The 26,455-nt window shown below is 43.8% G+C and carries 34 protein-coding genes; 1 reads left to right on the top strand and 33 read right to left on the bottom strand.

Annotation, left to right across the window (positions count from 1 at the left end; translation table 11 throughout):
* Positions 1 to 227 precede the first annotated feature (227 nt).
* From LZZ85_RS11415 to LZZ85_RS11345, 15 genes are all read right to left on the bottom strand, one after another.
* On the bottom strand, positions 228 to 2,315 hold the full coding sequence (locus tag LZZ85_RS11415; RefSeq protein WP_237871740.1) for a phage tail tape measure protein: 2,088 nt from the start codon (positions 2,313 to 2,315) through the stop codon (positions 228 to 230).
* A gap of 158 nt (positions 2,316 to 2,473) precedes the next feature.
* Positions 2,474 to 2,815, bottom strand: a complete 342-nt coding sequence (locus LZZ85_RS11410; protein ID WP_237871738.1) for a hypothetical protein — start codon at positions 2,813 to 2,815, stop codon at positions 2,474 to 2,476.
* A gap of 68 nt (positions 2,816 to 2,883) precedes the next feature.
* Positions 2,884 to 3,405, bottom strand: coding sequence for a phage major tail tube protein (locus LZZ85_RS11405; protein WP_237871735.1), 522 nt, complete (start codon positions 3,403 to 3,405; stop codon positions 2,884 to 2,886).
* Between the two features lie 42 nt (positions 3,406 to 3,447).
* Positions 3,448 to 4,884, bottom strand: a complete 1,437-nt coding sequence (locus LZZ85_RS11400) for a phage tail sheath family protein (RefSeq protein ID WP_237871732.1) — start codon at positions 4,882 to 4,884, stop codon at positions 3,448 to 3,450.
* Between the two features lie 44 nt (positions 4,885 to 4,928).
* A complete protein-coding gene (locus LZZ85_RS11395) occupies positions 4,929 to 5,417 on the bottom strand; it encodes a Gp37 family protein (RefSeq protein WP_237871730.1) in 489 nt (162 codons plus the stop codon).
* On the bottom strand, positions 5,417 to 5,770 hold the full coding sequence (locus LZZ85_RS11390) for a hypothetical protein (protein ID WP_237871728.1): 354 nt from the start codon (positions 5,768 to 5,770) through the stop codon (positions 5,417 to 5,419). Before LZZ85_RS11390 ends, LZZ85_RS11395 begins: the two co-directional genes overlap by 1 nt.
* A gap of 46 nt (positions 5,771 to 5,816) precedes the next feature.
* Entirely contained in the window at positions 5,817 to 6,143 is a 327-nt protein-coding gene (locus LZZ85_RS11385) for a DUF2190 family protein (RefSeq protein WP_237871726.1), read from the bottom strand.
* 96 nt (positions 6,144 to 6,239) lie between these two features.
* Positions 6,240 to 8,189, bottom strand: coding sequence for a prohead protease/major capsid protein fusion protein (locus LZZ85_RS28640; protein ID WP_237871724.1), 1,950 nt, complete (start codon positions 8,187 to 8,189; stop codon positions 6,240 to 6,242).
* A gap of 187 nt (positions 8,190 to 8,376) precedes the next feature.
* Positions 8,377 to 9,909, bottom strand: a complete 1,533-nt coding sequence (locus LZZ85_RS11375) for a phage portal protein (protein ID WP_237871722.1) — start codon at positions 9,907 to 9,909, stop codon at positions 8,377 to 8,379.
* Positions 9,910 to 9,911: 2 nt separating this feature from the next.
* Positions 9,912 to 10,118 carry a phage head-tail joining protein gene (locus LZZ85_RS11370; protein WP_237871720.1) on the bottom strand — a complete coding sequence of 69 codons (207 nt, stop codon included), beginning with the start codon at positions 10,116 to 10,118 and terminating at the stop codon, positions 9,912 to 9,914.
* A 3-nt stretch (positions 10,119 to 10,121) separates the two neighbouring features.
* The gene (locus LZZ85_RS11365) at positions 10,122 to 10,502 is read right to left on the bottom strand and encodes a hypothetical protein (RefSeq protein WP_237871718.1); all 381 of its coding nucleotides are present in this window, start codon (positions 10,500 to 10,502) and stop codon (positions 10,122 to 10,124) included.
* A 23-nt stretch (positions 10,503 to 10,525) separates the two neighbouring features.
* The gene (locus LZZ85_RS11360; RefSeq protein WP_237871716.1) at positions 10,526 to 12,523 is read right to left on the bottom strand and encodes a phage terminase large subunit family protein; all 1,998 of its coding nucleotides are present in this window, start codon (positions 12,521 to 12,523) and stop codon (positions 10,526 to 10,528) included.
* Positions 12,513 to 13,151 (bottom strand): hypothetical protein, encoded by a 639-nt coding sequence (locus LZZ85_RS11355; RefSeq protein ID WP_237871714.1) that lies wholly within the window; start codon positions 13,149 to 13,151, stop codon positions 12,513 to 12,515. The genes LZZ85_RS11360 and LZZ85_RS11355 overlap by 11 nt, the downstream gene beginning before the upstream one ends.
* Positions 13,152 to 13,323: 172 nt before the next feature.
* On the bottom strand, positions 13,324 to 13,737 hold the full coding sequence (locus LZZ85_RS11350; RefSeq protein WP_237871712.1) for a hypothetical protein: 414 nt from the start codon (positions 13,735 to 13,737) through the stop codon (positions 13,324 to 13,326).
* A gap of 243 nt (positions 13,738 to 13,980) precedes the next feature.
* Complete coding sequence (locus LZZ85_RS11345) at positions 13,981 to 14,682, bottom strand: hypothetical protein (protein ID WP_237871710.1); 702 nt, start codon at positions 14,680 to 14,682, stop codon at positions 13,981 to 13,983.
* Positions 14,683 to 15,035: 353 nt separating this feature from the next.
* Between LZZ85_RS11345 and LZZ85_RS28420 the strand changes: the two genes are divergently transcribed.
* Positions 15,036 to 15,386, top strand: a complete 351-nt coding sequence (locus LZZ85_RS28420; protein WP_255724069.1) for a LytTR family transcriptional regulator DNA-binding domain-containing protein — start codon at positions 15,036 to 15,038, stop codon at positions 15,384 to 15,386.
* On the opposite strand, the gene LZZ85_RS11335 is transcribed toward LZZ85_RS28420, so the two are convergent.
* From LZZ85_RS11335 to LZZ85_RS11255, 18 genes are all read right to left on the bottom strand, one after another.
* Complete coding sequence (locus LZZ85_RS11335) at positions 15,387 to 15,656, bottom strand: hypothetical protein (protein ID WP_237871706.1); 270 nt, start codon at positions 15,654 to 15,656, stop codon at positions 15,387 to 15,389. It lies immediately after the preceding gene.
* A gap of 80 nt (positions 15,657 to 15,736) precedes the next feature.
* Positions 15,737 to 16,696 carry a hypothetical protein gene (locus LZZ85_RS11330; RefSeq protein ID WP_237871704.1) on the bottom strand — a complete coding sequence of 320 codons (960 nt, stop codon included), beginning with the start codon at positions 16,694 to 16,696 and terminating at the stop codon, positions 15,737 to 15,739.
* A gap of 396 nt (positions 16,697 to 17,092) precedes the next feature.
* Positions 17,093 to 17,404 (bottom strand): hypothetical protein, encoded by a 312-nt coding sequence (locus LZZ85_RS11325; protein WP_237871702.1) that lies wholly within the window; start codon positions 17,402 to 17,404, stop codon positions 17,093 to 17,095.
* A 2-nt stretch (positions 17,405 to 17,406) separates the two neighbouring features.
* The gene (locus LZZ85_RS11320; protein WP_237871700.1) at positions 17,407 to 17,862 is read right to left on the bottom strand and encodes an NUDIX hydrolase; all 456 of its coding nucleotides are present in this window, start codon (positions 17,860 to 17,862) and stop codon (positions 17,407 to 17,409) included.
* The gene (locus LZZ85_RS11315; RefSeq protein ID WP_237871698.1) at positions 17,859 to 18,137 is read right to left on the bottom strand and encodes a helix-turn-helix transcriptional regulator; all 279 of its coding nucleotides are present in this window, start codon (positions 18,135 to 18,137) and stop codon (positions 17,859 to 17,861) included. The genes LZZ85_RS11320 and LZZ85_RS11315 overlap by 4 nt, the downstream gene beginning before the upstream one ends.
* Positions 18,138 to 18,142: 5 nt before the next feature.
* Positions 18,143 to 19,030, bottom strand: coding sequence for a DNA cytosine methyltransferase (locus LZZ85_RS11310; RefSeq protein WP_237871697.1), 888 nt, complete (start codon positions 19,028 to 19,030; stop codon positions 18,143 to 18,145).
* Positions 19,023 to 19,931, bottom strand: a complete 909-nt coding sequence (locus LZZ85_RS11305; protein WP_237871696.1) for a YdaU family protein — start codon at positions 19,929 to 19,931, stop codon at positions 19,023 to 19,025. The genes LZZ85_RS11310 and LZZ85_RS11305 overlap by 8 nt, the downstream gene beginning before the upstream one ends.
* 21 nt (positions 19,932 to 19,952) lie before the next feature.
* Positions 19,953 to 20,228 (bottom strand): hypothetical protein, encoded by a 276-nt coding sequence (locus LZZ85_RS11300; RefSeq protein WP_237871694.1) that lies wholly within the window; start codon positions 20,226 to 20,228, stop codon positions 19,953 to 19,955.
* A 12-nt stretch (positions 20,229 to 20,240) separates the two neighbouring features.
* Positions 20,241 to 20,666, bottom strand: coding sequence for a hypothetical protein (locus LZZ85_RS11295; protein WP_237871692.1), 426 nt, complete (start codon positions 20,664 to 20,666; stop codon positions 20,241 to 20,243).
* Positions 20,667 to 20,818: 152 nt separating this feature from the next.
* On the bottom strand, positions 20,819 to 21,271 hold the full coding sequence (locus tag LZZ85_RS11290; protein WP_237871690.1) for an HNH endonuclease: 453 nt from the start codon (positions 21,269 to 21,271) through the stop codon (positions 20,819 to 20,821).
* Between the two features lie 2 nt (positions 21,272 to 21,273).
* Positions 21,274 to 21,774: a recombination protein NinG gene (locus tag LZZ85_RS28780; RefSeq protein WP_432422762.1), complete on the bottom strand. Its 501-nt coding sequence runs from the start codon at positions 21,772 to 21,774 to the stop codon at positions 21,274 to 21,276.
* Positions 21,764 to 21,985 (bottom strand): hypothetical protein, encoded by a 222-nt coding sequence (locus tag LZZ85_RS11285; protein WP_237871688.1) that lies wholly within the window; start codon positions 21,983 to 21,985, stop codon positions 21,764 to 21,766. Before LZZ85_RS11285 ends, LZZ85_RS28780 begins: the two co-directional genes overlap by 11 nt.
* Positions 21,969 to 22,406 carry a nucleoside triphosphate pyrophosphohydrolase family protein gene (locus tag LZZ85_RS11280; protein WP_237871686.1) on the bottom strand — a complete coding sequence of 146 codons (438 nt, stop codon included), beginning with the start codon at positions 22,404 to 22,406 and terminating at the stop codon, positions 21,969 to 21,971. Before LZZ85_RS11280 ends, LZZ85_RS11285 begins: the two co-directional genes overlap by 17 nt.
* Positions 22,407 to 22,477: 71 nt before the next feature.
* Complete coding sequence (locus LZZ85_RS11275) at positions 22,478 to 23,146, bottom strand: hypothetical protein (RefSeq protein WP_237871685.1); 669 nt, start codon at positions 23,144 to 23,146, stop codon at positions 22,478 to 22,480.
* 218 nt (positions 23,147 to 23,364) lie between these two features.
* Positions 23,365 to 24,423, bottom strand: coding sequence for a hypothetical protein (locus tag LZZ85_RS11270; RefSeq protein WP_237871683.1), 1,059 nt, complete (start codon positions 24,421 to 24,423; stop codon positions 23,365 to 23,367).
* Between the two features lie 5 nt (positions 24,424 to 24,428).
* On the bottom strand, positions 24,429 to 24,869 hold the full coding sequence (locus LZZ85_RS11265) for a hypothetical protein (RefSeq protein ID WP_237871681.1): 441 nt from the start codon (positions 24,867 to 24,869) through the stop codon (positions 24,429 to 24,431).
* Positions 24,870 to 24,889: 20 nt separating this feature from the next.
* Positions 24,890 to 25,489 (bottom strand): hypothetical protein, encoded by a 600-nt coding sequence (locus tag LZZ85_RS11260; protein ID WP_237871679.1) that lies wholly within the window; start codon positions 25,487 to 25,489, stop codon positions 24,890 to 24,892.
* Positions 25,490 to 26,129: 640 nt separating this feature from the next.
* Positions 26,130 to 26,375, bottom strand: coding sequence for a hypothetical protein (locus tag LZZ85_RS11255; RefSeq protein WP_237871677.1), 246 nt, complete (start codon positions 26,373 to 26,375; stop codon positions 26,130 to 26,132).
* Positions 26,376 to 26,455: the final 80 nt, after the last annotated feature.

The raw sequence follows: 26,455 nt of genomic DNA, 5'->3' as shown, positions 1-26,455 counted from the left end.
TTAATGGTGTAAAAAAATACCGGGTGCTGCGTAACTCATAAGACCTCACGGCTTACGTATTGAGTTTCCAAAACTCTCACCCGGCAGTTAGTTAACCCCCGGGGAATTCGGAAACCGTGAAAAATCAAATGAGTTACGCGCGGCAAAAATCAATTAAACCCTTCACATTCCCAAGCCACTCAACAACAATATTTTGCCCGGCATCCGTATAAACCCTTAATATTATTTTAATTACTAAAACTAACGCGCGTTTGCTGACCTTGTACACGCTTCAGCATTCCCGGAAGCTTCTTCTCGATTTCTGCCATAATCAACCTACCGTCATCCTTGGAGGCCCCCCCGGAAACATTGATTTCAAAGTTGATCACCGTACTACTGCCCCCGCGACCGACCATTGAAGGGACCGAAGCAGGCCCGCCAGATCTCCCGTTAATCACCGCCCATGTCAGCTTCGCAACGTTCCGCATTTTATCGACAAGCGAATTCGGGCGAATGCTTTCGGCAATGGTTTCAACAAGACGGATGCGGTGAATATCCCGCAACGGCCCTTCTTTGGCCGGGCTGAACGGCAGATACTTCCTGATCTTTCCCACCATGTCTTTAACCTTATTGACCGGCCACATAAAGAAATCCTTAATGCCGTTGTATATGTTCATTACAATGCTCTTCCCAGCATTGTAAAATCCCTTAACGAAATTCACTACCCAATTGTAAGCGTTCCGTATTGGCGACGTAACAACGTCAAAAACCATTTGCCCGTTAGACTTGAGCCATCCCCAAAATGCGGAGAATATTTTCTTTACATTATTCCACAGATTACTAAAGAACCCACTAATACGGGACCAATTACGGATGATTAAACCGGCAGGGGTGTGATTCATTATGATCTGCTTAATAACCCTCCATGCCGCCTTGAATACTCCGATTATAGATTGCCACAAGCGAGCGAAGAAATCCTTTATCGCAGTCCAATTCGCGTAAATCAATCCCGCCGCAAGGATGATTCCCGAAGCAATTAATATCATAGGGTTTGCCTTCATCGTGATATTTAGTAAAGCCATTGCAATACGAATGCCCTGCAATATCTTAATAGCTCCCATAAGAGTTAGGAACACGCCCGCAAGAGCGGCCACCCCCATAATGAATTTTGCAAGGCCCGGGTAACTACTTAGCCACTCCTTTAGCTTCCCTGCAATAGATCCAATCATTTCAGCGATCGGACCAAGAACAGGGCGTAAGCCCGCACCCAAAGCCGCAAACATGTTTTCGATTGTACCTGTCGTCGCTTCCCAAATCGCGTTCAGCGTTTTCAACTTCAAATTAACCTTGTCATTCAAGCTTGCCTTTGCCTCCATTTCGGCTTTAAGTTTAGCAAAACCCGCAACGCCCTGGCTAATGATAGTATTGACTGCCTGCGCATCCTGCCCCCCGCCAGTAATAAGTTGAACAAGGTTTGCTCTTTTGTTAACATCGAATTTTGAAAGTTTATCAAATTGAGCAACCATGTTTTCAACTCCGAGAAACTTGCCGTCTTTAAAAAACTGAAGGGAAACCCCAAGCTTTTTTGCTTCTTCATTAACCGCAGCAAATTTCTTCTTATCAAGTAGGCTTTGAATGATACTGTTAAACGAAGTGCCGGCAGTTTCGCCACTCATACCGCCTACGCGGATCATTTGAGCGTACAAAACACCCATGTCATTGGAAGCTTGCAAGCCTTGCAGTCCAAGCATTTTTAAAGTACCGGAGGCGCGAGAGAAGGCATAACGCATTTCATCCGCACCAATGCCCAAACTATTTAGTCGGCTGACAGTATCAAGGAACCCCATCATTTCTTCATCAGCAACGCCGGTAGATTCTTTCATACGCGCGGCAAACTCCCCCGCCGCAGCCATCGGCATTTTCAAATCTACTGCGAGATATGCCGCAGCCTTACCAACGCCGTTAAGAATGTTTTGAGACTTAACACCGTTTTCCATCATTGCTTTGAAAAGCTCGTAGAAATCGGCTGTCGTCCCGGGTAACTTATCGCCCAACCCTTCAGCGACATTTGAAACAGCTTCAAAGTTCTTTTCAATTGCCCCTGTTGAATCCATCATTGACGCCTGTAGGTCTGCGTTAGCGTCTTCAAGTTTTGCGTATGCGGAAACCGGCCTTTGCAGGCTTTTAAGCAATGTCGCACCGGTTGCCATCATAGCGCCGCCCTCTGCAAAATTCTTCTTCATCAATTTCCCCATACGACGTTCAGCGTTTGAAGTCGCGCGGTCAACGATTGAACTCATTTTATCGAACGCGGTCAATACAACCGCGATCTTCATTGCTGCATCCATTTAGTCTTCTTGCTTCGGATTTAGTTTTTCAAATAGGTCAATAGAATTAAGTAGCCAGAATTGAATTTTACTTATCGGCCACTCAAGAATAGTATCTATCGGGGTACTGGTATAATGTGCTAAAAACGTAATGCCTTCAGCACGGACTAAAAATTTAGCATTGCAAATGATGTTTGAATGCTTATGAAGTCGCTCATTGGCCCTTCTCTCAATTCAAACATGTTTACATTTTCCCCGTCAATGGTTACAGTCGCGGCCATCATTGCCGTCATATACTTAGCCTGATCGCCACCGGCTTCCATGTTCGCTTTTTCAACATCAGACCCCTTACCCTCTCTGATTCGCGCAATGCGATCCTTTTTTAGCAATACAAAAATTACTTTACTTCCATTCGGGTAAGTATGTTCAATCGTTTTTTCTCCGTTGAAGTCTTCGGCTTTAGTTGGCGCAACAAATTCTTTTTCTTCAGGCTTGATTACTTTTTTCATTTTGATTTTATTGATAGGTTACTTTGAAAATTGATCAGGCCCCGGAATTTCACGGGGCCTGATTTTTATTAGATCATACCCAGGTTAGCGCGATATGTTGCGAGTTGATCATTCCCATTCACGCGCCAGATATTTGCCATTACATCGACGTAGATGATTTCGATACCAGCAACCTCAAGTTTATAAGACGTAACGTTGAATTCGTCTTCACGTTCAACATTGTCTTGCGCTTTGAACACGAATCCGCCTGCTTTCTTCGGAATGGCCGTCATGTAGATGACAACCGGCGCTTCAGCAATACGATTCCCGTTTTCATAAGTCTCAATGCTTGATCTCACCTGCAAACGCATCGACTGAAATACGTTGTGCGTTTTCTTCATTACTTCGAGGTAAGGCGCATTCCACTTGATCTTTGAAGACATTTTTTGAAGCCCTGCGGGAAGCTCTAATTGACCGATCATCCCAAGGCCCTTATGATCGACCATGACCGGCGCAATATCCGGGCAGGTCACTTCTTCGGCGCGGCCAATGAACCCCTGACCGTCTACATATACGGCGGCGTTCGTGACCCTGTTTACTTTAACGTCCATTACGGTTTAATTGTAGTTTATTTAATAAGGGTTAAGGAACAATTACCGCAAGCGGCCTTTAAGGGAAATATCAATTGTATGTTCAAACGTAATGCGCTCCGCAGGGCTTGGCGCATCTTCGATGCAAGAGAAGACAACGTGACCCGCTGCAAGCTGCGTGTTCGGATTTTTTGCGCGATCGAACTGAACATTTGACCCTTCAGTTAATGCGCCCCGGCCTACTAAAGTTGCTGCAAAGTCGTTGCCCGTTTGTCTTATGTCGTCGATCAATGCCTGATTCAAAGGCTTATCAACGAAAGGAATGCTTGCCTGAATAAGACTTTCAGCCCACATATCCAGCGTGCGCAGGACAGGGATAAAGTTGTTTGTTTGCGTGTTTATAGGGAAGGACGCATTGCGGTTACCCCAAGCTTTGAAACCCGTTCCGAATGAGTTAAACACGGTCACAATACCCGCTTCGTTGAGAGCGTTTGCATCCGTATCAGCGTCATTAATGTTTGCCGAAATAGGGCGTTCCATTCCCAACACTCCTTTGAATTCATTGTTAGAGGGCGAATTCCAGTAACCAAATTCATTATCAGCCCAAGCCATCAGCCCGGCCAAGAATGGAGAAAACGGATAGTCAGACCTTGTGTCTGTCTCGGGTAATCCATCGTCTTTGCTTGCGTCATACGCTTTCAAATAAGGATAACAAAGGACCGCTCGTTTATTGGAGGTTCCGAATGCCTTTGTTGCATCACCGCGATTTGAAATAGTCGTTTGCACGTCTTCACCCTTAACGCTGTCGATAAGGGCAACGCCTACCATCCTTTCAGCTGAAGAAAGAAGTTCGTCAGCGATTGCCTTTGTCGCACTTCTTCCCGGTGCAATCAGGATTTTAGGACGGAAACCAAATTCACCAAAAGCAAGATCGAACGCCTTAATACCTGTACGGTTTCCATCTGCACCAACTGTACCGATAATATGCGCAGTACTAACCGCCGCAGAATTCAATTTTTTATAATCAAACTTCAATTGAAGGTTGTTCGCAATACGACCGGCAATAACCGTGAAATTTCCATAGACATCAAGGTTATAGTCCGTTCCCTTTACGTATGCAGTTGCAGCACCTGCGGCAGTCTTGATCGTTACAGCACCGATAGGCGCAGCGCCCAACTTAAGTTTGCCGTTCAACACCGTCTTCGCTTCTTCAACTACCGCAGTCGTGTGCGTAGCTTCATCAAACACATTCACCACAATCACAGTACCGGCGTTGTGTGCGAAGATCTGGCTAAGAGCCTGCGGAATATCGAAGCCAGGTAAAGGCGATCCGTATTGCGCGGCATCAACATCATTTTTTATAAGTTTACATACGTCTTTGCCGAAGCCTGTCGGCGCGATCCCAACCAATCCGATAACCGCAGTCTTCACTTCAGTTACCGGACGGGGGCCGGTAGTTAGGTTTACCGTTTCAATACCGTGAAGGAATTGTTGTGCCATTTTGTATTTGTCCGTTTTAGATTTTGAATAGGAGAGAAGTACAGTTATGCAATCGAAATATCTTTGAACTCAGGACCCAAAAGATCTTGTTCAACTCTTTCTTCGATGTTTACTGTTTTGGTTTGAAAATCTAAATACGGGACCCACTCCCCGCCATCGAATTGCTGGTTTCCGTTGCCGGATATAATGAACTTTTCGCAGTTTGTAATTCGCTTACCCAATAACGCCGACTTAACTAATGCGCGTAAGGCTGAAACGCCGTCAGGACCATTTCTTTTTTGTCCCTCAAACAAAGCCCGAAATGTGACTTCTTCCATCTGTACAGTCGCATCGCCTGTTGCGCTTGGGCTTTCGTAGTTACTATCGTAGTAAGTAATCGCGACTACTGTGCGAGGGAAAAGCTTTTCATACTCCTTTGCATCAGCAACGGTGTCAGGCATAACCGAAGCCGCAAACGCCTCGCCTTTTGCAAGCTCTTGTATACGCTGGTTAATTAACGCAACAATTTCTACTTCTGCTATGCTATAATCCATCAGGCAACAGGTTGAAGAATCGCTTTAATTGTTTTACCGTCATACAGCTTAACACACCTTTTAACCCAAAATTCTTCGAACACATTTGTCGAAGTTTGGATTATAACCTTTTCACGCCGGGCTGCATCAACACGCGCTTGCAATCCATCGAACACGCCGCGCTTATATTCCATTACATGTTTTTCAACTTCAAATTCCGATTCATCCATATCCATTTTGTGCGATGCGTCTTTATACAAAACATCACCGACCAAAGTCGTTGCTTCGCCAGTAGGAATCCAAGTTGCGGGATAACCGAATGCAGCGGTAGAAATATCAAACGTAGTGTCTTGTATAGCGTCGAAAATGTTCATAGGGATTTACAAAAAAGCCCTTCCCGGAAGAAGGGCTTTTTGTTTTTTAGTTCGATAAAAGGACCGTTCCAACCACTGCCGCAGCTTGCGCACTTTCGGCGGCAAAGCCCGCAAACGAGCCGTTTGCGGCCGTTTTTTCAAGCTCTTTTTGAGCGTTGAAGTAAAGCTTATCGCCGACGCTCCAAGCTTCAGCGGCCTTCTTCTTAACTCCAGAATACACGCCCTTCAGCTTTAACGTGTATTGCTCACCTTCAGCGGCAGATGTTACAGGAATACCAACAAGGGTTCCTACCATAGTTGCTTCGCCGCCAACAACGCCACCAACAGGGGCATTTACTTGCAGGCTATTTCCGTTTGATACGAAATTTGTCATTCTATTTTTAGGTTTAATTCCGAGGCCGTTAAAGGTTAACAAGCCCAACAGCCCCGGAACATTCTTTTAATTTTGTTTACTTAGATTCGATCAGAATTACGCACCCGGATTTTTGTACGCGCCTCTGTAATCCCAGTTGGCAACTCCGAATTCCAGACTTGATTTTGTTTCAACGCTGTCATCGTCGAAGTTTACGCGACCTTCGTTGCGAAGACCTTCTTCACCGTCGAGATAGCAATACATAGCCCCCTCAACAGTTGCAGGATCAGCAAACATATACCATGCTATAGGGCTGTTCCGGCTCAAACGTACTTCAGAAATAACCTCGAAGGCGTTGTTGAACGGATTCACATCGCCGGTTTTTGTAGCCGTAATAGAAGCCATCAATTTTTTCGCGGTTGTCTGCAATTCTACTGGCACAACCAGGTATTTAGGAGTAAGCCCAAGCTCTTCCTTAGCTGGTGATTGCTGTTTCATCATTGCAACAATTGCAGCGTTCAGAGTAGCTTCAGAGATTGTAGCTCCTGCGCCAGCAAGGTTGCCGTGATCAGCATGGAAAAGGGCAGTACCGTCAGGGGTAGCAACGTTTCCAGTAATCAAATTCCAGAACATTGAGGCTTGCAGATTTCTTGCACCTTGCGCAATGATTTTGGGAATGCGAGCAAAAGCATCAAGATCATCATTAATGATAGCTTGACGGGTAATCTTTACGATTTTACCGTATGTATCTACAGAAATCTTTGCTTTTGTATTCTGAAGGATTTTTGCGCTCTTGTATTCTCCACTCTCTGCGATTTTGTCGAACGTCACCGCACCATCAATTTGAACACCGGTTTTTTCACGGAAGTCAGACACGGTAGTTCTTGTGCCAAGGAATTCCCATGAACTGTTTTGCGCATCAAAGAATTTGCGCAATTGACGGGAAGTTGTATCTGTCAAAAGATCCGGCAAATCAGTAGTAGAAATTGCACGCTTTACAGTCTCATTCTGTGAATACCTTAAAGGGTTTTCGCCTTTTTCCTGCAAGAAGTGACGGGCAATATCAAACATTTTCATACCTCTGAAGTCCTGCGCTTTTTCAGAGAGCTTCACCGAACCAGGTTCAGCACGGAAGATAATTGCCTCCTGCATTGCTGCACGAATTCCCGTTCTTTCGTCGCCTGAAGCAGACGCGTTTGCCGCATTACCCTGTGGTTTGATTGACGTTTTCTTTGCTGCAACCTTCTCAAATATTGAAGCGCGCGCCTGATCAATAGTTACACCGCTGTTGATCAATTCATCTGCAACTGATTCTTCTAATTCAACCGCCCTTACAGCCTGACGAATGTCGGAAGAACGCTGACGTTCGGCCTGCGCCGCCTGTGCGCGAATCGCTTCTTCATTCACTGTTTGAACGATAGGGGCCGCAGGTGTTGCGCCGCCTTCTGTCCTTGTTTGGTCGGGTTGTACACCCTCTACCGTTGGTTTCATATTTGTTTCTGAATTTTTATTTGAAAGATTACGAATTTGCACTTCAAAAGTCTCCTGTTGCTCCGAGCGAATAGAACTATTATAATCGGCAGGAACAGGCGTCAGGGAAATTTCTGTTGGCTCCCAATCAATCGCACGGTAGTTAGGCACTTCCTTATTTTCTGTTATCTCACGTTGATACGTATGAACAATGTAACGAACGGAAATGCCGGAAATAATCCCTGAAACAATATCATCCCAAACCCCTTTAAATTCTTCCCGGCTTGAGAACTGGATAAGGCCACGCACTTCCCCGTCAACTATTTCATAGCTCAAGAGCTTGCCATATTGACGGATCACGCCAGAATACATATCGTGATTATCAAGAAGCGGGCAAACGCCATTATCCATGCGCTCGGTGCGCATGTGTTCTTTTTTACAAGAAAGAATTTCATTAAAATTTTCTTCCCAATGCCTGCGAAAAACAGGGGTTTCCGTCGCAAAGACAACCGGGAATGTCTTGTTTTCATTGTCGATTTTCGTCGTGTCAATCTTTGCACGGAAAATCTGTTTGGGTAGTTGTTTTTTCGTATTCACGATACCAAAAGTATCTTCAGGCGACAGGTTATTTTAAACAACTATACAACCGGAATGCGATAGGGAGGGGTATAAAACCGCAAGGCTCGGTGCGTATCTTGACGCATCGAGCCTTGAAACTCCGCCTTCCTAAGTGTGGCAAGGGGTAGCGGTGTAAAAATAATGAAAGCCCTGAATTACTTCAGGTTTATTTCTTACCGGGATCTTCACCGGCGGATGCGGGGGGCTTTGTCTTAGCTGATAATTCGAAAAATTGTGACCATGTGGGCATCAGACCCGCCGATATAAAATCAGCCTGATCCTTTTTCATTTGCTCCAATACTGCGGCAGGATCGTAGCCATTTTCTCTTACCTTTTCGGACCAAGTGGAAAATCCTGCCCGGACTTCTTCACGCATTGCATTTATTTCCTTCGCAGGATCCATCATAACCCACCTTGGCGCAGTCCAAGAAGCCTTAACATTTACGTTTGCATCAAAGGATATAGCGACAATGGAATGCTGTTTGAACCATTCAAATACACGATCACAAAATTTTGGGATGAACAAAGTATGTTGCCAATACTCAACCTGCTTTTTAAAATCAATCTGACCAAGACGACCAGAAATGAAAGTAACGTTTGATAGATCCCCTGATAGATTTTCATACGGCATTAAATACCCTGCGGCAATTGACCGCAACTGAACCTTAGTAAAGTCAGTAAGCCCGGGGTTTTGTGGCAAAGACGGGAAGTGTATAGTTTCCCCGGCATTCAAATAGTGAAAAGCCCCCGGCTCCAAATGCTCTAACTCATCCTTCGGGTCTTCGTCGTCTTCAACGGAATCCGCCTTTTGAACAACCGCCGAAAAGCAAGCTGCCGCCTTCTGTTTTAATAGCTCTGCATCCATATAATCCGAAAAATCTCTTTGCGTCGTCATTGTGGAAGCTGTAGCTGGAACACCTCTATTCTGCCCGGTACGTTCAACATCGTACAAGTGTATTACATCTTTCGCATCATATAATTCCGACTTAGCACCAACTTCATTAGGGTGACGGTCGTAAATAAAATATCCGATCTTTTTATTTCTTTTATCGTACTTAATCCCTCTATATACATAGCTTCCGTTCTTCTCAGTCTTGAAGCTATCTTTTGTAGAATCGAGGTAATCCCCTTCCAATAATAGAACTTGAAAACCGAATTTGTTTACGGTTTGTGAAACACTCATTTTTACAGCCAATACTTCCCCTGATATTTTAAGCGTCCTAACAGCTAAATGCTGAAGACCGTAGAAATTGTTATCCCCGTTATAGTCAGCATCAACGGAATCCGCCCATTCATTCCAAGCAACAGAAAGTGTTTTTTCTAACTTCGCCTTCTTTGGATTCTCTCTATACTCTCCGTCTTTGTAATCACCAAACACATTTATTGTAGGAAGGATCCCCGACCCGACAACGTTGTTTGCAATTACATACGGGGCTTTTTTTGCATAGGCATTATTCTCATACAACTCTCTTGACCTTTGAACGAGCCTTGTATGATCTTTCGCAATCGTTTTGTTTACTGAGGAACTTGATTGCGAAGACCAGGAAGACGACCGCCGCCCGGTACTCGCCCCTTCATACCGTCTGACCTGCGCTTGCATAAGTTGCATTCTTGCACGGTTAGCGGCTCTTTCATAACCTATTTTTGGAGCAAATACGCCTATCGCGCTATCAATTAAGTTTGCAACTTTACTTGCCATAGTTAAAACCCTCTTTTAAATGTTAGATATTTCCTCGGGCTTTTTTTCTTCCCAATCCCAAGAGATTTTTCCATAAGTGCTTTTGTTCTTAGCATGTCATCAAGGTTTCTGTAATCAACTTCCTTGTCTCCGTACTTTACACGTAAAGCGCCTTGCGCAATTGCTGCGCAAAGCGTTTCGTATTGCTTTTGTGTGAATGTTTCTGCCATAGGTTACGCTTTTTGTATTTTAAGTTTATTATTCACAAGCTCTATTTCATATACTACCGAACTTGCATCAAGCATATTTGCGATGTTCATAATCTGATTTAGGTCACGCTTAATTTGCGGTAAAGTATCTTTTGTGCATTCAACATTTTCAACAAGACGAAGAATGTTTTGGTGTGACTTCACTTCGAACAAAGTGCCAATTATTCTATATCCAAATTCAGTATTTGTCTTGATTAAATAATAAATCAAAGATCTCTGATAGGTTATTTCTCTGTCAAACTTTTTGAAGAACTCTGAGCGATCAACCCCCCAATAAATACTTGCGGCATCAATAATTCTTTGTTCAATTGGTTTTTGAATAAGGTCAAATGCAACTTTCGCCATCGTAGATTTTTTAAAGGTTTTTGTTAACGACCCCAAAAGCTTTGCTTTTTAAGTCTTGGTTGTTTGAGTTGCTTAGTGATCTGCGTAGGCGTTGCAATATCTTCGATATGTTTTTCCTGTTCGCTTGTTATTTCTTTTATTTCAAACTTTGTTTCTTCAGCTTTTTTTTCAATTTCTGGAATAGGTTCTTGTGAATCGTGAGTCAACGAGTAGTCGCGCTCTCTTTCCCATCTTTCAGGCTTCCAATTATCAATACCAACTATAGCGGCTGCGGCTCTTGCGTAAACCCTACAATCTAAAGGCTCGTTCCTCTCATACTTCTTAACCCACTCATATTTGAAGAAGCCGTTCTTTTTATTTTTAGTGATCTGTATTACTTCCGCTGTAAGGCCTCTGAAGTAATGCGTATCTCTTTTTGGGAAATAACAGAATCCTTCAGGTACGTAGTTTGTTTCAGGATCTATTGTCTGCCGGAAGAAGCTATAAGTTTCAGTCTTAATAAAGCTTACACCAATATGCCAAACCTTTTGCTTCCCGACTTTTTTGCCATGCTTTGTTACATCTACAGCCCGAGGCGGTGAAAAATATTGCTGAAGCTTTTCTTGCCCCTTGATCGGGACTACACGACCAAAGCCGTACTTCTTTGCCCATTTGTATACTGTAGCTGAAATGTAACCGCTATCAATTGCAATCATTCTAATCCCCATATATGTACCGTCCTGCCGAAGAAACCTTTCGTTCGCAATCTTATCTAACTCTCTCCAAACTTCAGGCTTCATTGTGTCACCAAGTAGTACACGGTAATCAATGTGCTGAGAAGTCCGGCCTTCCATCCAGCCAACAATTTCAACTTCTAAACGATCTGCCTGAACGTCTACACCGGCAGTAATGATCGCTACATTTTTGAACGGCCTGTTAAGCGGATAATCTATTGCTCTTTGCTGTAATGACTCCCATTCAGGCGCATCCGTTTTCACCTTCCATGTTTCCCCGAGGATCGTGTTATAAAATGATTTTAGCTTATTATCATCGCCCTGAGCCTTCACCCATTCTTCTGCAATTTCCGCCCAACTTTTCCAGCCCGGTGGGCTATATAATGCAGATACGTGATAACCTACTGTGTACGTACTTGCATTCTCAGGGACCGTAGCAATCCATTTACCGTTTGCAAGCATTTCCCCTTTGAATCGCTCGGGAATAGGTTCTTCGCAATGCTCACATATATAAGCAACGTTATCATAATCCTTGCCCTCCCATTTTAAACGGGGAAACTTCAGGTATTGAAGACCGCCGCAGTGTGGACAAGGAACATGAAAGTATCTTTGATCTGTTAAGAGAAATTCAGCTTCAATCACGCTTGCCCCCTGAAGCGTTGGCGTACTGATCTTGAGGAACTTTTTGTTAGAATACGTTGAAGTCCTTTTTTCCATCAACGACATTGGCGATCCTTCGCCGTCTACATCGCCAGGGTATGCGTCACATTCATCAGCCATTACATAACGAGCGGGCATTGAACGTAGCGCCGATGCACTTTCAGCACCCGTCATAATTAACACGCCGCCCGGGAATTCCTTTTGACCGATAGTATTTCCACTATCACGCTGGCGCGGTGACTTTATTTTTTCTCTAAGCGTTGGGCTATTCTCAATCATTGGGGCGATCCTCATTTTAGAATTCCGCTCCATCATTGAGATAGTGGGTTGAACCGATAACATCGGCCCCGGCGCACAGTCGATAATGTAACCAGTCCAATTATTCCCCAACTCAGTAAGGCCAACTTGCGCACCCTTCATTACAACCACATAGCGAATAATTGATGTTACACTTAAGTCATCCGCTATCTGTCTGACGTATGGCGTACGGCTCGTTTTATAAAGCCCTGGTTCCGCCGACGCCTTACTATCTAAATACCTGTTCTTATCCGCCCATTCCGAAACAGTAATACGGGGTTCCGGGCGAAGGTTCAGGATGAACTTTGCTATAAGTAGTAAGTCTTTAACTCCGCTCAAACTATTCTTCATTTGTTACTGTAATGCCTTTTTCTGTTGCTTCAGATAATCGCTGTAGTGCTTCGTACAAATAGTTTGTTAATGATTGGTGAGCTAAGGCCCGATTCTTTTGCGCTAACACATCATCAATTGCCCTGTCAGGTACGGAAAGAATAGCTTGTTTTATTACGATTGCATACCCGGCCAATTGCTTTTCAACTGCGGATCTATTCACAAGACTTCCTTCAAGCTTCATCAATTCAAGAACTGCAATCTTTGCCTTTGCCACCTTTTCAACTCGAAGAGCTTCAGCAAAAGGCGTCCTTGAATGCAATCCGAATTCCTGCAATTCAAGTTCCGCGTCAGCCATTGTGTCTTCTGAATCAAATTCACGCCTTGGCTTCGGTTCAGGCTTTACCGATTGTTCAGGCTGCGGCTTTGGTTGGGCGGGAATATGAGCGGATAACTCTGAACTATCCGGCAACTTGTGAATGTTTCCCCATTCTTCGTCTGCCTTTTCAACAATTATCTTTTGCGCCTTTTTATCCCAACCCTTTACAATCTTACCTTGCTCAATGGCTTTCGCGACTGCCGTATTAGAAACCCCAAGCCGTCGCGCATACTCCCTTTGCGAAACCCTTTCTTGCCCTTTCCTGCCCATAGCTTATTTAATTGAAGATTATTCCGACTACTCCCCAAACAAGAACAATCCACAAAACGAATTCACATAAGTCAAATAGCCTTTTTTCTCTCTCGAATTTTGTCGCGGCAAAAGATTCGGCAATTCTTCGGCAATTCTTGCAGCTTTTACACTTTATAGATCCTTTTTTCATTTATCTCTTTTTTCTTTTTTTCTTAGGAGGTGTATAGTTAGAAGGATGTTTACCCTTAGAAGATTTAATTATTGAATGCCGCTTATGACGACCATTTTGCTGAACCCTTGCTATATCTTCTTTTATCGCTTCAATATTCATAATATGTTCATTCAACTTCATAATATTTAAACCCGTATAATCATCAACAACAATACACCCTTCCATCTTTCGAACGGCGGCTTCTTCCTCACCCCTAATAAGTGAATCGTACGAAGCAATAATTGGCTGCATCGAAGGAAGGCTTGCTACTGCATGTCCGATCAAGCCCCCTGAAGGCATGGAGATGATCAACTCTTTGCCAATTTTTTCGCTCATTTTTTCAATTGCTCGGCTCAGTTTTTCTAAGCCGTCAACGTTTACACGTAACTCCATTTTGTAAACTTTAGATGAATTAATTTCAAACGTTTTTGTAAACCTTTTGTCAACTATTTTGCTGCGTCAAATCCGCTACAGTATTGAGTTTCGTACGAAGACCGCAATTTTGTCAGTCAGGGCAAAGTGTCAACCAAAAAAAAATCTATAGCACGTGTTTTTTCGGGGCTTTTCGCCGCCGCTGAAAGATTTCGAAAAAAAGGACCCGCCGATTTTTTCGCTCGGGGTAGGCCCTTGCCTTGTCTATGAGCTAAGGCCGTCAGCTTTCTTTACCAGCCTCTTAACATGGTGTTCGAAGCGATCACTTGCATACTTATTCAATTCCCTGTCGTACTTCCCAAGCGTCTTCTTATTCATGACCGATGTAGCAACAGAGATAGCAGACATTGAATCAATAGGATAACGAGACTTCCCAAACTCAAACCCTGGCTTACCCTTCTTGCCTCTTGCGAATATGGCTGTAGTAGCGAATTGATTGCCTGATTGAGCATGTTTAGCAATCCCGATAGTAAATGCCGACCCCAACGTTTTGCGCTTTCCCTTTATAATTTCTACAGATATTTGGGAGGTACTGCGTTTAACCACTTTCCCCCTTTGCGCCTTACCGGTCTTCTTGTTGTACTTAACCTGTGTCGCAACAGCCTTACCCTCATACTTTGGGTTCATATCAGAAAGGCGGATAGGCGTATGCCCGGCGATGATCCGGGCAGTCAGCTTACTTGTAGTCGCCTTATCGAGTGTAAGCCCCTTTTTATTGCTCTTATCATTAAACGCGCTTGCCTTCACATTGTAGACCTCTTGCGCAGATCTACGCACCATTGTTCGGCCTTTAATAACTGCATCATTTAGCGACATGCGTAAAGCCTGTCTTATTTGGGTGTCTGACAATTTCCACCGCGCCTCCCTGAATACCTTTGTGTCAAGTTTGGCTTTTACTGTAAACATGGATTTAGTTTTTCTTAAAAACACCAAAAGCCAAGCAACCTAATTGGGCTGTCGGCTTCTCAAATGCTTTTTATGGATAACCTTTCATTGATCATAAAAATGAAAGGTGCGTGCGAATGCGAATGCAACATATATCAAACAAGAAAGAATTGAACAGGGACCGAATTAATAAGACTTTTTCGGTTTCATGTGGAACAGGAAACGCAGGCCGGGCAAGGCTTTCAGCCGTTAGAAGTGTGCGAATGATTGCGAAACTTTGCGAATCGCTGGTACACGTACCTGTATTTTAGGTGATATGATTGGCGTTCGAGCGAATACCAATTAAAATAAAGTAGTTTCAGATATTTACGCGTATGAGGAATTACTTTTTTATAAAAGAAAGGAATAACTACATAAGGATCGACCTAAGAGCGATAATATACGCGGCTTCTATGAAGCACCACACGTTAATAGTGTTAGAAGGAGGGGCGAGTTACACCCCCCATATATCATTGAGTAGACTTGCGATTTTCTTTCCTGAGACTGAGTTTGTAAGAATTAATAGGGATATTATTTTATCAATGTCTAAGATAGATACATTCAATGCTGAACGGGCGATAATCGGTAAGCAGATATTCTCTTTCAGCGATCTTGGCAAGAAGCAACTATTGAAAAACGCCCCGATTGCAGTTCATAAAGTATTATCAACAAGAAAAAAGAAGTAATTAACTCCTTCGTTCAAGCCTCGAACAAACATTAGAAGCGGTTGTAACGCTAACTTCAAACATAGCCGCCAGTTCGACAAATTTTTTACCTGCCTTCCACAATCTATACATTTCAGCATTACGGCGATCTCTTTTCATCTTTACATCATCCTCCCAACCCTTTTTTTCTATTATTGAGTTTATATAAGAAATTTCCGAGTGCGCATCTTTAGCGATTTGCCTTAACTCCTTAAGCTTTGCAAATGCCTCTTCTTTTGTTTTTATCTTCATCGAGGCAAGATAAACCCGGACTAAAAATATCCGCACCACTACGCACGAAACAGGGACTATTGCGCATAGCCCCTGCATTTTTATTTATCATTTAATCGTTTAGGTGTTTCAAAAATCGTCTTACGCCCCTCTATCTTAGCATTTGCGAAGAAATCAACAACAGCAAATTGTTTTGCCAAGGTCGTTTCCGCAGAACCAGGCAAAAGCTTTTGAAGCTGATCAGTAAATGTCTCCCGCTTACTTCCTTTCATCTTTGAACTTGCGGCCATTTTTGCGGAATAAGCCTTTGCGCGATCAACGAACGCTATCTTTTGATCCTTCGTAAGATTCAAAAGCTTCTGCGATTCGAGGAATTCGTAAACAAAAGAGGGTACAAAGTCTACAAGCAAATAGCCATTCAGAAAATCATTGTATAGATAATTCACAAATTTCTTATCATCTTCCGCCCTTTCTTCAGGCGTCATTTCGAATCGCTGATTTGAAATAAGCAACTGATTAGATTCAAAAACCTTTACCGCCTCTTTCCGAGCTTCGGTGAATAGATAATGCTTCACAAATTGGAGAAAGGTTTTGGGGTTTAATCCTGTGAAGTCGCCAGCGTCCCCATATACCCCGCACTTTATAGCCTGCTTAAATTCAGCAACGGTAATGGCCGGGTATCTTTCAAGAAGCATTTCCCTTGTTTCATCTGCGTATAGGGCCAAGGTTGCCGCATCCGGCATTTTATATCCCGCTCGGGTGTATGCCGAAGTAATTGCCGCGACAAATTCCGTAACTGTATTCAAAGGATCTGCAACAGAAATCTTCTCCTGCAAAGCCAATTCGACATACTTCCTTTCTCCTAAAGATAGCCGCTGCATTGCCTGACGATCAACCGGCGACAACATGGCGAGTGTTAATGACGGATCTTGTCTTACTATTTCTCTTGACATTTTAAAGTGTTGATGTTTGAGTTTCTTGTTTTGCCGGGTCTTCATCCGACCAACGCCGATAAACGGAGTTTTCACACCACTTAGCAGGCGCACCATTAACCGAAGCACATACGCGGGCGTTTTCAATATCGACCTGAAGAACCCGATATATGAACGTTTCCCGGTGCTTTTTACCCGTTCGCCTATCGCGTCGATACACCGTGATAGTGTGGTAGTATTTTTTCCCGGGCCTTATATCTCTGATTCTCATGGATAGTTCGTAACTTTTAAAAGTGAAAGTGTTTAAGTTTAGTTTTGAATTCGATTTTGAGGGTCACACTCAAAAAGTAGACGTGAAACCAATGCCAGAACGCGGATATATCTACAAAGACATTATTCCAACCTGGTTTCACGTCGCCCTTAACGGTTACTTTTGGACATACTTTACGACTGACCGGGGAACTCTGCAGCCCATTAGCAAAGGCGTTGAACCTCCCGGCTTAGTTGATAAAGTAGTTGAAGGGATTATTGTTTTTTACCAATAGAATCAGCTTGATAACTGCCGGGCTTATGTTTAGGTTGTAACGCCTCAATCTTTTCATTAAACAAATTTGTCAGTTCCGTAGTAGCCATATCTGCGCCCATCTTAAAACCTTCCCTATAAGCCTTCTTTTCAGCTTGAGATTTAATAAGACTAATAGCTATCGATATTAGGATAACGGCCACAAGCCCATACCATTCATTGAATCGAATCCTAAATGGCTTGAAACTTATTGCAGGGCCGAATGATAAGTAGATAATAACAAGGAATGCAACTGTTGCAATAATTGATTTCATTTTTATTGATTTTGATATTTGAATTCTCCGAAAACAAGAGTGCCGAAATTTCCCTGATCGTGGAAGTTCCGAGCAAAAGGAACGAGCCAATGAATGTTCGGCAGACACTGGTAAGCAGGCAGGGACCAAACGTTATACCAGCCAACTTTTTCTTCCGTCATTGATTCAATGTTACCGGCGATGTTCCAAGGGATTACGATAGTCCATATATCGACGTAGAACATGCCACCTCCCGCATTTTCAATACGACCGGCATAGATCCATTTATTCGGGTCAGTATGAATTCCCGCTTCTTCTGTTATTTCCCGAACGACGCAAGAAAGACTTCCTTCGCCCGGCTCAATCTTACCGCCCGGCATATTCAATCTTCCCGCCTGATCTTCAGGTTTAGTTTTCTTTATTAATAAGACTTTGTTCAGATCTGGCGTGAACACTGCGCCAATAGTATATTTTTTCATTCTAAAACAACTTTACCTTTCTTGAATAGGATTTCTTGGGGATCGACGCCAAAAAAACGAGCTATGGCGTATACATCAGCCATCTTCGGAGTTCTTCGTAATCTATCACACTCATAGAATGAGATCTTTGCAGACGAAAACCCAAGCGATTCGCTTAATTCTTTTTGAGACATACCTTGTTGCGCCCGCAACAACCGAACATTTAAACGGAAGTTTTCATACATATCAATGTCAACTTCCCCGGCAGGCTTGTTTGATTTTTTTAATTTATTCATTTTGTTTAATTGAAGTATCTCATTATCTGCTCTCCAACCCACCGGCCCATAGGAGGAGGGACCGCATTACCGATCAGGCGGAAGGAAGACAATTCGTTTTTAAATTTGAAGTCATCCGGGAAGCCTTGCAACCTTGCATACTCCCGAATAGTGAAGGGACGTAGACCGTGTTTGCTTGAGCGATCCCTTACAAGACGTGTACTTTGATCCTTTGCATAGTGCGCAACGCATGTAGGCGCAATCGCTCCGGGCTTTTCAGGATCTACTATGATTGGCTTATCCCTGTACTTTCCATTCAATCGGCTCCCGATATAATCAGGAACGGAAACTTCCGGGTCGCGCTCTATTATGTCTTTGATTCGAGGCTTACGATATTGCTCTATCGGCGGGGGAATATCGAAGGGCTTTTTACTCCCGATCACAATTAGTCTATCGCGGCGTTGAGGCAACCAATAGGATGCACGCACGGGGCAGAATGTTGTAACATAGTAACCGGGAAGGCGTGTCATTGCCTCCATTACTACTTTGAATTTTCGCATACCCGGAACATTTTCGAGCGCAAAGACTTCCGGTTGCTCTATTGCCATGTGGCGGAAGAAATGTAAGTACAGTTCATCCCCTGTTCGGGTTTCGCTTATATCAGCGATAGGAGAATATTTAGTACACGGATATGTCCCAAGGATAACGTCAGATCCCGGCTGATCTAAAACGGTTGTCTGCGTAATGTCTTGCGTCAATACCTTGTGATTAAAGTATTGCGGGTTATCCTTCATGCAGGCCGTTGCTTCTGCATCAAGGTCGAGTGATTGGACCAACTCAACACCCGCTTCCTGTATTCCAAGCTCAAACCCGCCGCAGCCAGAAAAGTAGCCTTTTGCCTTTGGGTTATACATTTCCGCCTCCTTCGTATTTCCGTTTCAGCAATTCAGCCGCGTTCTGTGCTGTATTCATATTCGCTTGCACCCCGTTTTTCTTATCCTCTTTACCTGGCTTTGCCTCAAGGCTTGAAGAAAACTTTGACGCGATGGCTTGAAAATATTTTTCGATCTGTGTTATCTGAAAGTCTTTGTAAAGGCTATCGGTAAGCATGAAGGCAACCAGCGCATCCCATATCGCAACAATCGAATCGACTGCCGAAGGGTTTGTAATGTCTTCAATGCCCTCGTTTGAAGCAATGGTTTCAGCGATGGATCGGAGCGCCGGGAAATCTTGATTTTGCCTGTAGATATAGCGGGGGCGATGTTTGCGAAGGACCGTAAGCATTTGAGGAACGACATAGATCGGCAATTCTTCCCCCGTACCCCCTTCTAAACTATTACCACTATTACTATTAATATTACTATTATAGTTTTGCCCCTTTTTTGACGACTTATTTGCCGCATTATTTGATGAAGTGTTTGCCGCATCAAATTGATCAGCCGTTTGCTGATTTTTTTTGTTTTTAGAATTGGTTGCTTCAGCCCCTTTCTTCCCGGCTTCGCTACGGGCTTGGCTTACCTTCGATTCACGGACCATGCGGCGATTAATGAGCGTATAAACACCCGCATCAACACTTGAATCAAAAATGTTATAAGCAGGATTAAGAATTTCTTCAAGGATTGCGGCATTTTTGTCGGGAGTGTCGGCGGCAAACACCCGGCAAAGCGTCGGCAAATCGTATTTAACTACACCACGCGGCGAAGCTTCGTGCATCTTGAAAAGAAGACGGACATACCCCCCGAATGCTTCAGGGCTTAACAGGTTCGTGTCTTTTATCACGTCCCCTATGTACAGATTGATATAAGGCAGTGCCATTGACCTAAAAATTTGATAGGGTTATTTGCTGGATTTCTTTTTCTTGCGTCGTTTTGGGGCGCGTTTAGGCGGCTTAGGAACCTTATGAACCGGCACAAACATTTTGTCGTAAGTATCGGCAATAAAATGCCTGTCGTTTTCGCATTGGTACATTCGCACTCCGTCAGCGTCTTGATACTCTCCAACGATCACCGGGACCTGCGTTAATGGCTTGCTTATTTTAAAATTTGTGTTGCCGAAGCCGTCGCGAACTTCTTCCAGCCCATGCAGGGGCGGAACGTTAATAACTTTCTTCATAACAGTTTGGGTTTATGGTTGCTTTAGGAAGTGTTGTAGTTCTTCAAGTACCTCAATACGCGTATCGAGGCGATCTAACATAGCCTTCAGCGATCCAGCTTCACCATTCGAGAAGATCGAAAGTGAATGCGGAACTTCTGAAACCTGGCGCAACAGGTCGCGGCATTTATAAACGCTGTAGAAGTATTCGGAGATTTTTACGTTCGGATCTTCAGGCTCTATCGGAGGAACTGAGTAATAGGCGGCGGGCTTTGGGTATTTAAATTCCAACTCATTAATGTACCCCGTGACCTCCCCTTGATATTCATATTGCCAAAGAGAACTTCTGTCCGGGTGCTGTGAAACAAGTTTGACCAATTGCCCAATTGTTTGAGCAGGAACGTCCGCCATATCATCAGTGATCACAACAAGATCACCCGGGCTGTATTTGCTTTTCATCGTTGATTGAGTTTGCAGGTATGTCGTTGAATAAATACCCTTGAAACTCTTGGGCGATGTTGCATAAATGTTTTGCGTGATCGGCGTCAGTAATTTTCATTTCGCCGTTAAAAGCTTTCGGAGAACTGGCAATAACTGTTTGCCCGATTCTCTCAATGAACCAGTGTAGCCCCTGTTTCATGTTGTATAGTTTGTTCCTTCTTCCGGGCGTGCATCGCCTTTGCAGCTTTTGATACTGCGGCTCTGTGCGAATCGGAGATAACACGACCCAACACGCGATAAACGTGAAGGCTGTTTTCTGAATGCGTAGCCCATTGAAGGTTTTTATAATAGTTGTTTGACTTATCGCCGTCCTTGTGATTAACCACTTTCTTTTTCTTCGGGTTTCTCTTGAAGGCGGCGGCAGTTAGGACATGAAGCAACACTTTGCGCTTACCAGCATTAAAGCTTATTTCAGCACGCCGGTAGCCGTGATTGTCAAAGTCCTTAATCCGTTTTCGTTCGCCGGATTTAAGGCTATACAAATAGCCGTAAGACGAAATGAGATACATGCCGCCAGTACGAGGGACCGGCTTGAATTGTTCAGGCTCTCTTGCTTGTTGCATGGTTAAGATTTGTATTTAACAATGATTGCAATTAGTTCTTCCCGGGTCCACTTCTTAAGCTTCGTTTCCCTGGCTCTTGCATCGAGCGCAGCAACGGCCTCGGTCCCGTACCGAGCAACAAGACCAATTCTATAGGCTTGCTCATTCCCGGATTTATTAATATTGTCTTCTACGGATTGCCCGTTTACATTCACTTCATCGAACCTCACACCCGAAAAAGATCCTGCGGGGTAAAAGTGTCCGGCCTGTCCGGGCCTTTGCCCTGAGCTTATACAAGCTTCGAATTCATCCCGTCGCCTGATCCACTCATTAAACACGGCTTGCGCTCTTAACGTCAACTCGGAGAGTGTGGCTCCTTTTCTTGGCTTCGCCTTCGTGTGTCGGCGTTTCTTAAGAGGCGTTTGCTTAAGCCGATAGATCTTTTTAGGCGTTATTAGCTTTCGCTCTTTCACTTTAGCGGGCCGTCTACATTCAGCCCCGCAGGTAGGGTGTTTACAGGTCATTTAGTTTGCGTCGCTGCTTACGTTCGATTCGGGGCTTATACCCCATCAAATACCATAAGGCAATAGACACAGACGTTCCGACTACAGCGCCTAAAATCATTGACGCCATACCGAGAATAAAAAACCAAAATGAAAAGCCGATAGCTGCAACCGCAAGCTTTACCAGCGCGTAACCGAGGCTGTTCGGTACTTCGTTAGGAATTTTTGCCATGCTTGTAGGGGCGGGTTTGGTTATACAATCGTTTTAAAATAATGTGCTGTTCGATTTCGATACCTTCTGCCGCGATCAGGTCAAACAGTCTTATAACTGCGTCGGCAAGTTCATCTTCATAGGTATCTTTAATGAATGTTTCAAAAGGCGCAACAACGTCCCCCGATTTCGCATAAGCTTCACCGAAGGCAAGTAGATTCGCGTATTTATCTTTACGCATCGCTTCTTCAGCTTCGCCGATTTCGCAAACGATGTGCAATAGCACTTGCGACTTAATGTTATGTTCGGCAAAGGCTATTTCCGTTTCAGTAAACAAACCGCTATCACGCATCTTCTGCGGAACTTCAATCCTTTCTTTCCAAAATCCTTTAGCTGTATTCTCTACGTGTATTTCGCTTGCAGTTTTGTTGATTTCTAACATAGTTCAGGTTTGATAAAGGGGGCTTTTACACCCCCGCTTTGGTTATATAGTGGTTGTAAGTAAGTGAGGCGTTAAAAAGGAAGATCGTCTTCAGGATAGTCATTAGCCAGGTTGGACGGCCCGGACAACCCTGTTGAGGTTGCAGCCCTGCCGCTACCGTCTCCATAGATCGGATGTGAAGGGTAGGGGTTAGCTTTCGCCTTCAGCTTTGGCAGAAGGATATTATTTACCTTACCTAAGAAGTAGGCCATTTGAGCTTCATCGTCAACAAGCCATTTGTCGCCATCCTGAACGAAGTCCGCTTTAGGGCAATCCTTCATCGCGTCCTTAACATAGTTCCACTTTAGGTTATTGCCGAATTGCTTAACAAATAAAGCGGGCTTCTTCTTACCCTCTTTTATGCGCTGATCTGTTATAACTACAAAGTCGTGGTTCAGATCTATGCTTTCCCAAACCTGATAAAATGCTTTTGCATACTGGCTGTTAACCCAAGTTTCTACAACGAAATAGTCCTCTGAATCTATCAAGTGCAATTGAACTACATGCCCAACTGTTTTCTTTACTCCGTTTTCCTCTTTTTCAACAGCACGGAACGTGACATTGATCAGATGAAGCCGGGAGAGGTGATTGAACTTTTGAACGGAATACTGTTCCGGCGTATCGCCTTCGATACGTTCGCACATACGACCGTCCTGTATGGACAAGTAACGTCGGCGTGTTTGTAGCATTTCTGCGGGCATAATTGATTTTGTTTTTGTATTTAGATAGTGATACTAAGCTTAGAACATTCGCGGGTTATGCACTGCGGTTGTTACCCTGAGCGTTCCCCTTAATTCTTTAGGCTGAGATTCAAAAAGATTCCTGATTTGCGTCAGCCGACGCGTAGCCTTGCTTTCATCAACGAATTCGTCAATTGAAAACCTGTCGCATGTAGCGATAATGTGAATCAGTTGTTTCATTAATTATTGTATTTGACTTTTATTAAACCTATGGTCAACCCTTCTTCCTCGGGATTCTCAACCGCGTATAGAGGCCCCCCGGGGTGAAGTGTGACCTTTTCAGTAGAAAAGCATTTTAGAACCGGCTCAAGGAACTGTGTATTCCAGTGAAATACTTCGGGAGAAAAATTCATTACGGCCTCAATGTCGCGTTGTGCATCAACCTGATAATCCACCTCGTTGTATCGTAGCGCAAGGGATCCTTCCCCCGGTTCAATGCTTATGATTGGGACCTTGAAAGAAAAAGAGTTTACCAGTGAAGTGAATTTGAGAAGATCATCTTTGTTTACGGTAATTCCCTTTTCACGGTCAATATTATTTACAACAGGGGAAAAGTTCGGCGCTTTCATTTCAGACTTTGCGAATCCGAAAAGCGTCTTACCGCTGTCAAAACAGTTGTAATTTTCTGCCGTGTAATAAACCAGGGTTTCGTATGGCGCAAGTGTTTCGCAGGCAACAGGGTTTAACGAAAACGCTGGCAGCTTTTCGGTAAGCTTCTTCAGGTAAAGCGCCTGCCCGTTTGTTGAAAATATATAACTGTCTTCCCCAACATTACTACAGTATACATGCCCGTAGTTGTTATCAAGCTGCATAACATATATGAATGACTTAGCTTGAAAGAGCGCAGAAATTACAGATTCGCTAAGGATATAGGTTTCGTTATCTCCCTGCTTTGGCTGTTTAGAAAAGCCCTCAACATTTTCGGCCTTCAAAGAGACTTCGTTGATGGAATCGCTCAGTAAAATTTTATCCTTCTTGATTTCAAAGGTTATGTATTCGCCTTCAGCCGAATTAACTAAAGCTGACAGCCTTTTTTCTTCTACAAGGATCGTTTCTATATCGTTAGATTCTGATTCAATTTCGTGCCTGCAAAAAGCGAAGCTTACGGACTTCGTAATAACAACCGCCTCCCGACTAAAGTCAATCTTCAGATAGTCATGAATAGGGAGGACCCCGTTTGACCTTATTTTGCTTGACCGCTTAAAAAATTCCCGCAGGTCGGTTACTTTAATTCGCATAAAAATTATTGAAATAAACTTTCGTGAATTACCCCCGGCATTGGCTCTTTTGCTCCGTGCTGGTTTGGTTGACGCACGCCGGTCATTCGTTTATAAACTTTTTCCGCAGGCTGCATCGAAGATTTCATTGCAGCAATACGCTGTCGCATTGATACAATCCACTCAAGAAGTTCTTCGGGAGTGTCAGCTATGTAATAGCCCACATTACACGCAACTAATCCTTCTAATAGATAAGACTGTCTTATGTATTCCACAATCTTCCTAACCCGATTGCCGGGGAGAGACTTTACAAGACCCCGTTCCTTTACGTATCGCTCTAATTCCGTTGCCGATATTGCATTTGCCTTTCCTTTGTGCGTGCAAAGCTTCCCAAGCAATGCGGGTAGGATAGTATCTTTTTCAACTGAGTTTAATTCCTGCGTTTTTTCTTCGAAGCCTTTAACCATTGCGGAAAAAGTTTAATGATTTAGAGAGGTCGGCTATTGCCGTATACTTTGTGCGATTGGCGCTCATACCTGCCTACGGGCTTAACTGTGCGGCCTTGGTTTTCTGCGGCTGAATCGAAATATCCGCCTTGCAGCCCCTTTCTTGCGGGCGTGTAGTGAAGGTGATTCGGGAAGGGGTTCACCTTCTTTTCAAGCCTGTCCATAATTTCACCATTGATCAGGTCGATGAAAAATTGCTTCTTTTCGTCTCTGTCTTCCGGCAATTCATGGTTGTTTGCGTATGAATAGTACCAAGGGATGATACTACCATGCTGAACGATCTCGAAATAATCCAAGCCGCCTTTAGCTTGCATTTTGAATAACATTTCGGTGTTGAAGTCAATGTGCTTTACCATGCGGAAGAATGCGTTTGCAGGTCGTCCGTTGACGAACATAGAGAGGACATAAAAATTTTCTTCGTCAACCACATAGAGGCGCATCGTTAAGCCCTCGTTGATCTGCTTGAATGCGATGTTTACAAGGTGGCCTTGCACCTGGTTAAACTTTTCGCCATCCTGACCGGGTGAATCCTTTTCAAAGAACTTCCCCTTTGACACGTTTAAGAAATAGGTTCTTGACATAAAGTTGATTGGTTAAAAAATGATTGAATAAAATGAGGGCGAGTAGAAACAAGCCCCGGTAATGTGTTGCGCTTCCGCAATCACTAAGCGTCTTTATCTGGATCGAAACCCGGTTGATTCATTTTTGATTGAAAGGATAGGTAACACACGAAGCCTTGCCCCTCTGTATGGTTGATTTCTTCTTTCAGTTCACGCATAAGATCACCTACGCGCATATTGCACCCGCTTTCGATCTCCCGCGATACTGTGATCCGGGAGGTTCGAAGGACTATTTCACCTTTCACGACCTTATTTTTTTAAGCTTGAGAAGTACAGTTGAATTACTGCGTTTTGATCTGCAATGCGGGCGAATGGCAAGCCGTGCAGAAAAGCGAATTGTTTTACGATCAAGTAAAAAGGGACCGCCTTAATTCCCTTCAATTGGTCTTTCATTTATGATAGTACTTGTTGAATAGTGCCTGTTTACTATTCGGCTTGCGACTGACCTTGTTTTTTTTAGAAGGATCCGGGACCGTAGAAACAGCCCCGGGGCTTGTTAACCTTCTTTCCACTTCATCCAGCATGTTGATTTTATCAGCCGGTAAGAGTGGCGCAAGGTGCATTCGCAAACACCTTAGTTCTTTTGCTAATAATTTATTCGTCATCCTGCGATCTCCTTCAAGTCTTCTTCCTTTTTACGAACTTCAGCCCGGGCCTTCGTTAACACGATCTTAAGCTGATCTACTCGGGGGCTTTCATCCCGCAGGACATTGTATATTGTGGAAACTTTTACCTTACTGGCGTCGCAAATCCGGGAAACGTTTACCTGTTTCAAAATCGCTCGGGCGGCATGTACCTGATCCGAGGTAAGACCGTTTTTGAATTTGATGATTTTTTGGGTCTGCATAATCCGTTAGTTTCTTGCACTTTCCGTCAGTGCTTGTCAAATGTATGCGAAAAAATTACGCAAATGCGGAAAAATTACGC

The sequence above is a fragment of the Terrimonas ginsenosidimutans genome (assembly GCF_022012415.1).
GTDB lineage: Bacteria > Bacteroidota > Bacteroidia > Chitinophagales > Chitinophagaceae > Terrimonas_A > Terrimonas_A ginsenosidimutans.
The sequence above is the reverse complement of the archived record's forward strand: the minus strand, read 5'-3'. Positions and strand labels throughout refer to the sequence as shown.

What these genes read in the sequence shown, in the direction of transcription:
- LZZ85_RS11345 (WP_237871710.1), bottom strand. Translation starts at nt 14,682, where the DNA reads ATGTTTACAGTAAAAGCCAAACTTGACACAAAGGTATTCAGGGAGGCG.
- LZZ85_RS11405 (WP_237871735.1), bottom strand. Translation starts at nt 3,405, where the DNA reads ATGGACGTTAAAGTAAACAGGGTCACGAACGCCGCCGTATATGTAGAC.
- LZZ85_RS28780 (WP_432422762.1), bottom strand. Translation starts at nt 21,774, where the DNA reads ATGACCTGTAAACACCCTACCTGCGGGGCTGAATGTAGACGGCCCGCT.
- LZZ85_RS11385 (WP_237871726.1), bottom strand. Translation starts at nt 6,143, where the DNA reads ATGACAAATTTCGTATCAAACGGAAATAGCCTGCAAGTAAATGCCCCT.
- LZZ85_RS11390 (WP_237871728.1), bottom strand. Translation starts at nt 5,770, where the DNA reads ATGAACATTTTCGACGCTATACAAGACACTACGTTTGATATTTCTACC.
- LZZ85_RS11290 (WP_237871690.1), bottom strand. Translation starts at nt 21,271, where the DNA reads ATGCAACAAGCAAGAGAGCCTGAACAATTCAAGCCGGTCCCTCGTACT.
- LZZ85_RS11355 (WP_237871714.1), bottom strand. Translation starts at nt 13,151, where the DNA reads ATGGGCAGGAAAGGGCAAGAAAGGGTTTCGCAAAGGGAGTATGCGCGA.
- LZZ85_RS11375 (WP_237871722.1), bottom strand. Translation starts at nt 9,909, where the DNA reads ATGGCAAGTAAAGTTGCAAACTTAATTGATAGCGCGATAGGCGTATTT.
- LZZ85_RS11315 (WP_237871698.1), bottom strand. Translation starts at nt 18,137, where the DNA reads ATGAATAAATTAAAAAAATCAAACAAGCCTGCCGGGGAAGTTGACATT.
- LZZ85_RS11400 (WP_237871732.1), bottom strand. Translation starts at nt 4,884, where the DNA reads ATGGCACAACAATTCCTTCACGGTATTGAAACGGTAAACCTAACTACC.
- LZZ85_RS11410 (WP_237871738.1), bottom strand. Translation starts at nt 2,815, where the DNA reads ATGAAAAAAGTAATCAAGCCTGAAGAAAAAGAATTTGTTGCGCCAACT.
- LZZ85_RS11265 (WP_237871681.1), bottom strand. Translation starts at nt 24,869, where the DNA reads ATGGTTAAAGGCTTCGAAGAAAAAACGCAGGAATTAAACTCAGTTGAA.
- LZZ85_RS11320 (WP_237871700.1), bottom strand. Translation starts at nt 17,862, where the DNA reads ATGAAAAAATATACTATTGGCGCAGTGTTCACGCCAGATCTGAACAAA.
- LZZ85_RS11270 (WP_237871683.1), bottom strand. Translation starts at nt 24,423, where the DNA reads ATGCGAATTAAAGTAACCGACCTGCGGGAATTTTTTAAGCGGTCAAGC.
- LZZ85_RS11275 (WP_237871685.1), bottom strand. Translation starts at nt 23,146, where the DNA reads ATGCCCGCAGAAATGCTACAAACACGCCGACGTTACTTGTCCATACAG.
- LZZ85_RS11305 (WP_237871696.1), bottom strand. Translation starts at nt 19,931, where the DNA reads ATGGCACTGCCTTATATCAATCTGTACATAGGGGACGTGATAAAAGAC.
- LZZ85_RS11285 (WP_237871688.1), bottom strand. Translation starts at nt 21,985, where the DNA reads ATGGCAAAAATTCCTAACGAAGTACCGAACAGCCTCGGTTACGCGCTG.
- LZZ85_RS11365 (WP_237871718.1), bottom strand. Translation starts at nt 10,502, where the DNA reads ATGGCGAAAGTTGCATTTGACCTTATTCAAAAACCAATTGAACAAAGA.
- LZZ85_RS11335 (WP_237871706.1), bottom strand. Translation starts at nt 15,656, where the DNA reads ATGAAGATAAAAACAAAAGAAGAGGCATTTGCAAAGCTTAAGGAGTTA.
- LZZ85_RS11415 (WP_237871740.1), bottom strand. Translation starts at nt 2,315, where the DNA reads ATGAAGATCGCGGTTGTATTGACCGCGTTCGATAAAATGAGTTCAATC.
- LZZ85_RS11255 (WP_237871677.1), bottom strand. Translation starts at nt 26,375, where the DNA reads ATGCAGACCCAAAAAATCATCAAATTCAAAAACGGTCTTACCTCGGAT.
- LZZ85_RS28420 (WP_255724069.1), top strand. Translation starts at nt 15,036, where the DNA reads ATGAGGAATTACTTTTTTATAAAAGAAAGGAATAACTACATAAGGATC.
- LZZ85_RS11260 (WP_237871679.1), bottom strand. Translation starts at nt 25,489, where the DNA reads ATGTCAAGAACCTATTTCTTAAACGTGTCAAAGGGGAAGTTCTTTGAA.
- LZZ85_RS11300 (WP_237871694.1), bottom strand. Translation starts at nt 20,228, where the DNA reads ATGAAGAAAGTTATTAACGTTCCGCCCCTGCATGGGCTGGAAGAAGTT.
- LZZ85_RS11325 (WP_237871702.1), bottom strand. Translation starts at nt 17,404, where the DNA reads ATGAAATCAATTATTGCAACAGTTGCATTCCTTGTTATTATCTACTTA.
- LZZ85_RS11360 (WP_237871716.1), bottom strand. Translation starts at nt 12,523, where the DNA reads ATGAAGAATAGTTTGAGCGGAGTTAAAGACTTACTACTTATAGCAAAG.
- LZZ85_RS11350 (WP_237871712.1), bottom strand. Translation starts at nt 13,737, where the DNA reads ATGGAGTTACGTGTAAACGTTGACGGCTTAGAAAAACTGAGCCGAGCA.
- LZZ85_RS11310 (WP_237871697.1), bottom strand. Translation starts at nt 19,030, where the DNA reads ATGTATAACCCAAAGGCAAAAGGCTACTTTTCTGGCTGCGGCGGGTTT.
- LZZ85_RS11370 (WP_237871720.1), bottom strand. Translation starts at nt 10,118, where the DNA reads ATGGCAGAAACATTCACACAAAAGCAATACGAAACGCTTTGCGCAGCA.
- LZZ85_RS11395 (WP_237871730.1), bottom strand. Translation starts at nt 5,417, where the DNA reads ATGGATTATAGCATAGCAGAAGTAGAAATTGTTGCGTTAATTAACCAG.
- LZZ85_RS11295 (WP_237871692.1), bottom strand. Translation starts at nt 20,666, where the DNA reads ATGAAAAGCAAATACAGCCCGGGTGATCTTGTTGTGATCACTGATGAT.
- LZZ85_RS11280 (WP_237871686.1), bottom strand. Translation starts at nt 22,406, where the DNA reads ATGTTAGAAATCAACAAAACTGCAAGCGAAATACACGTAGAGAATACA.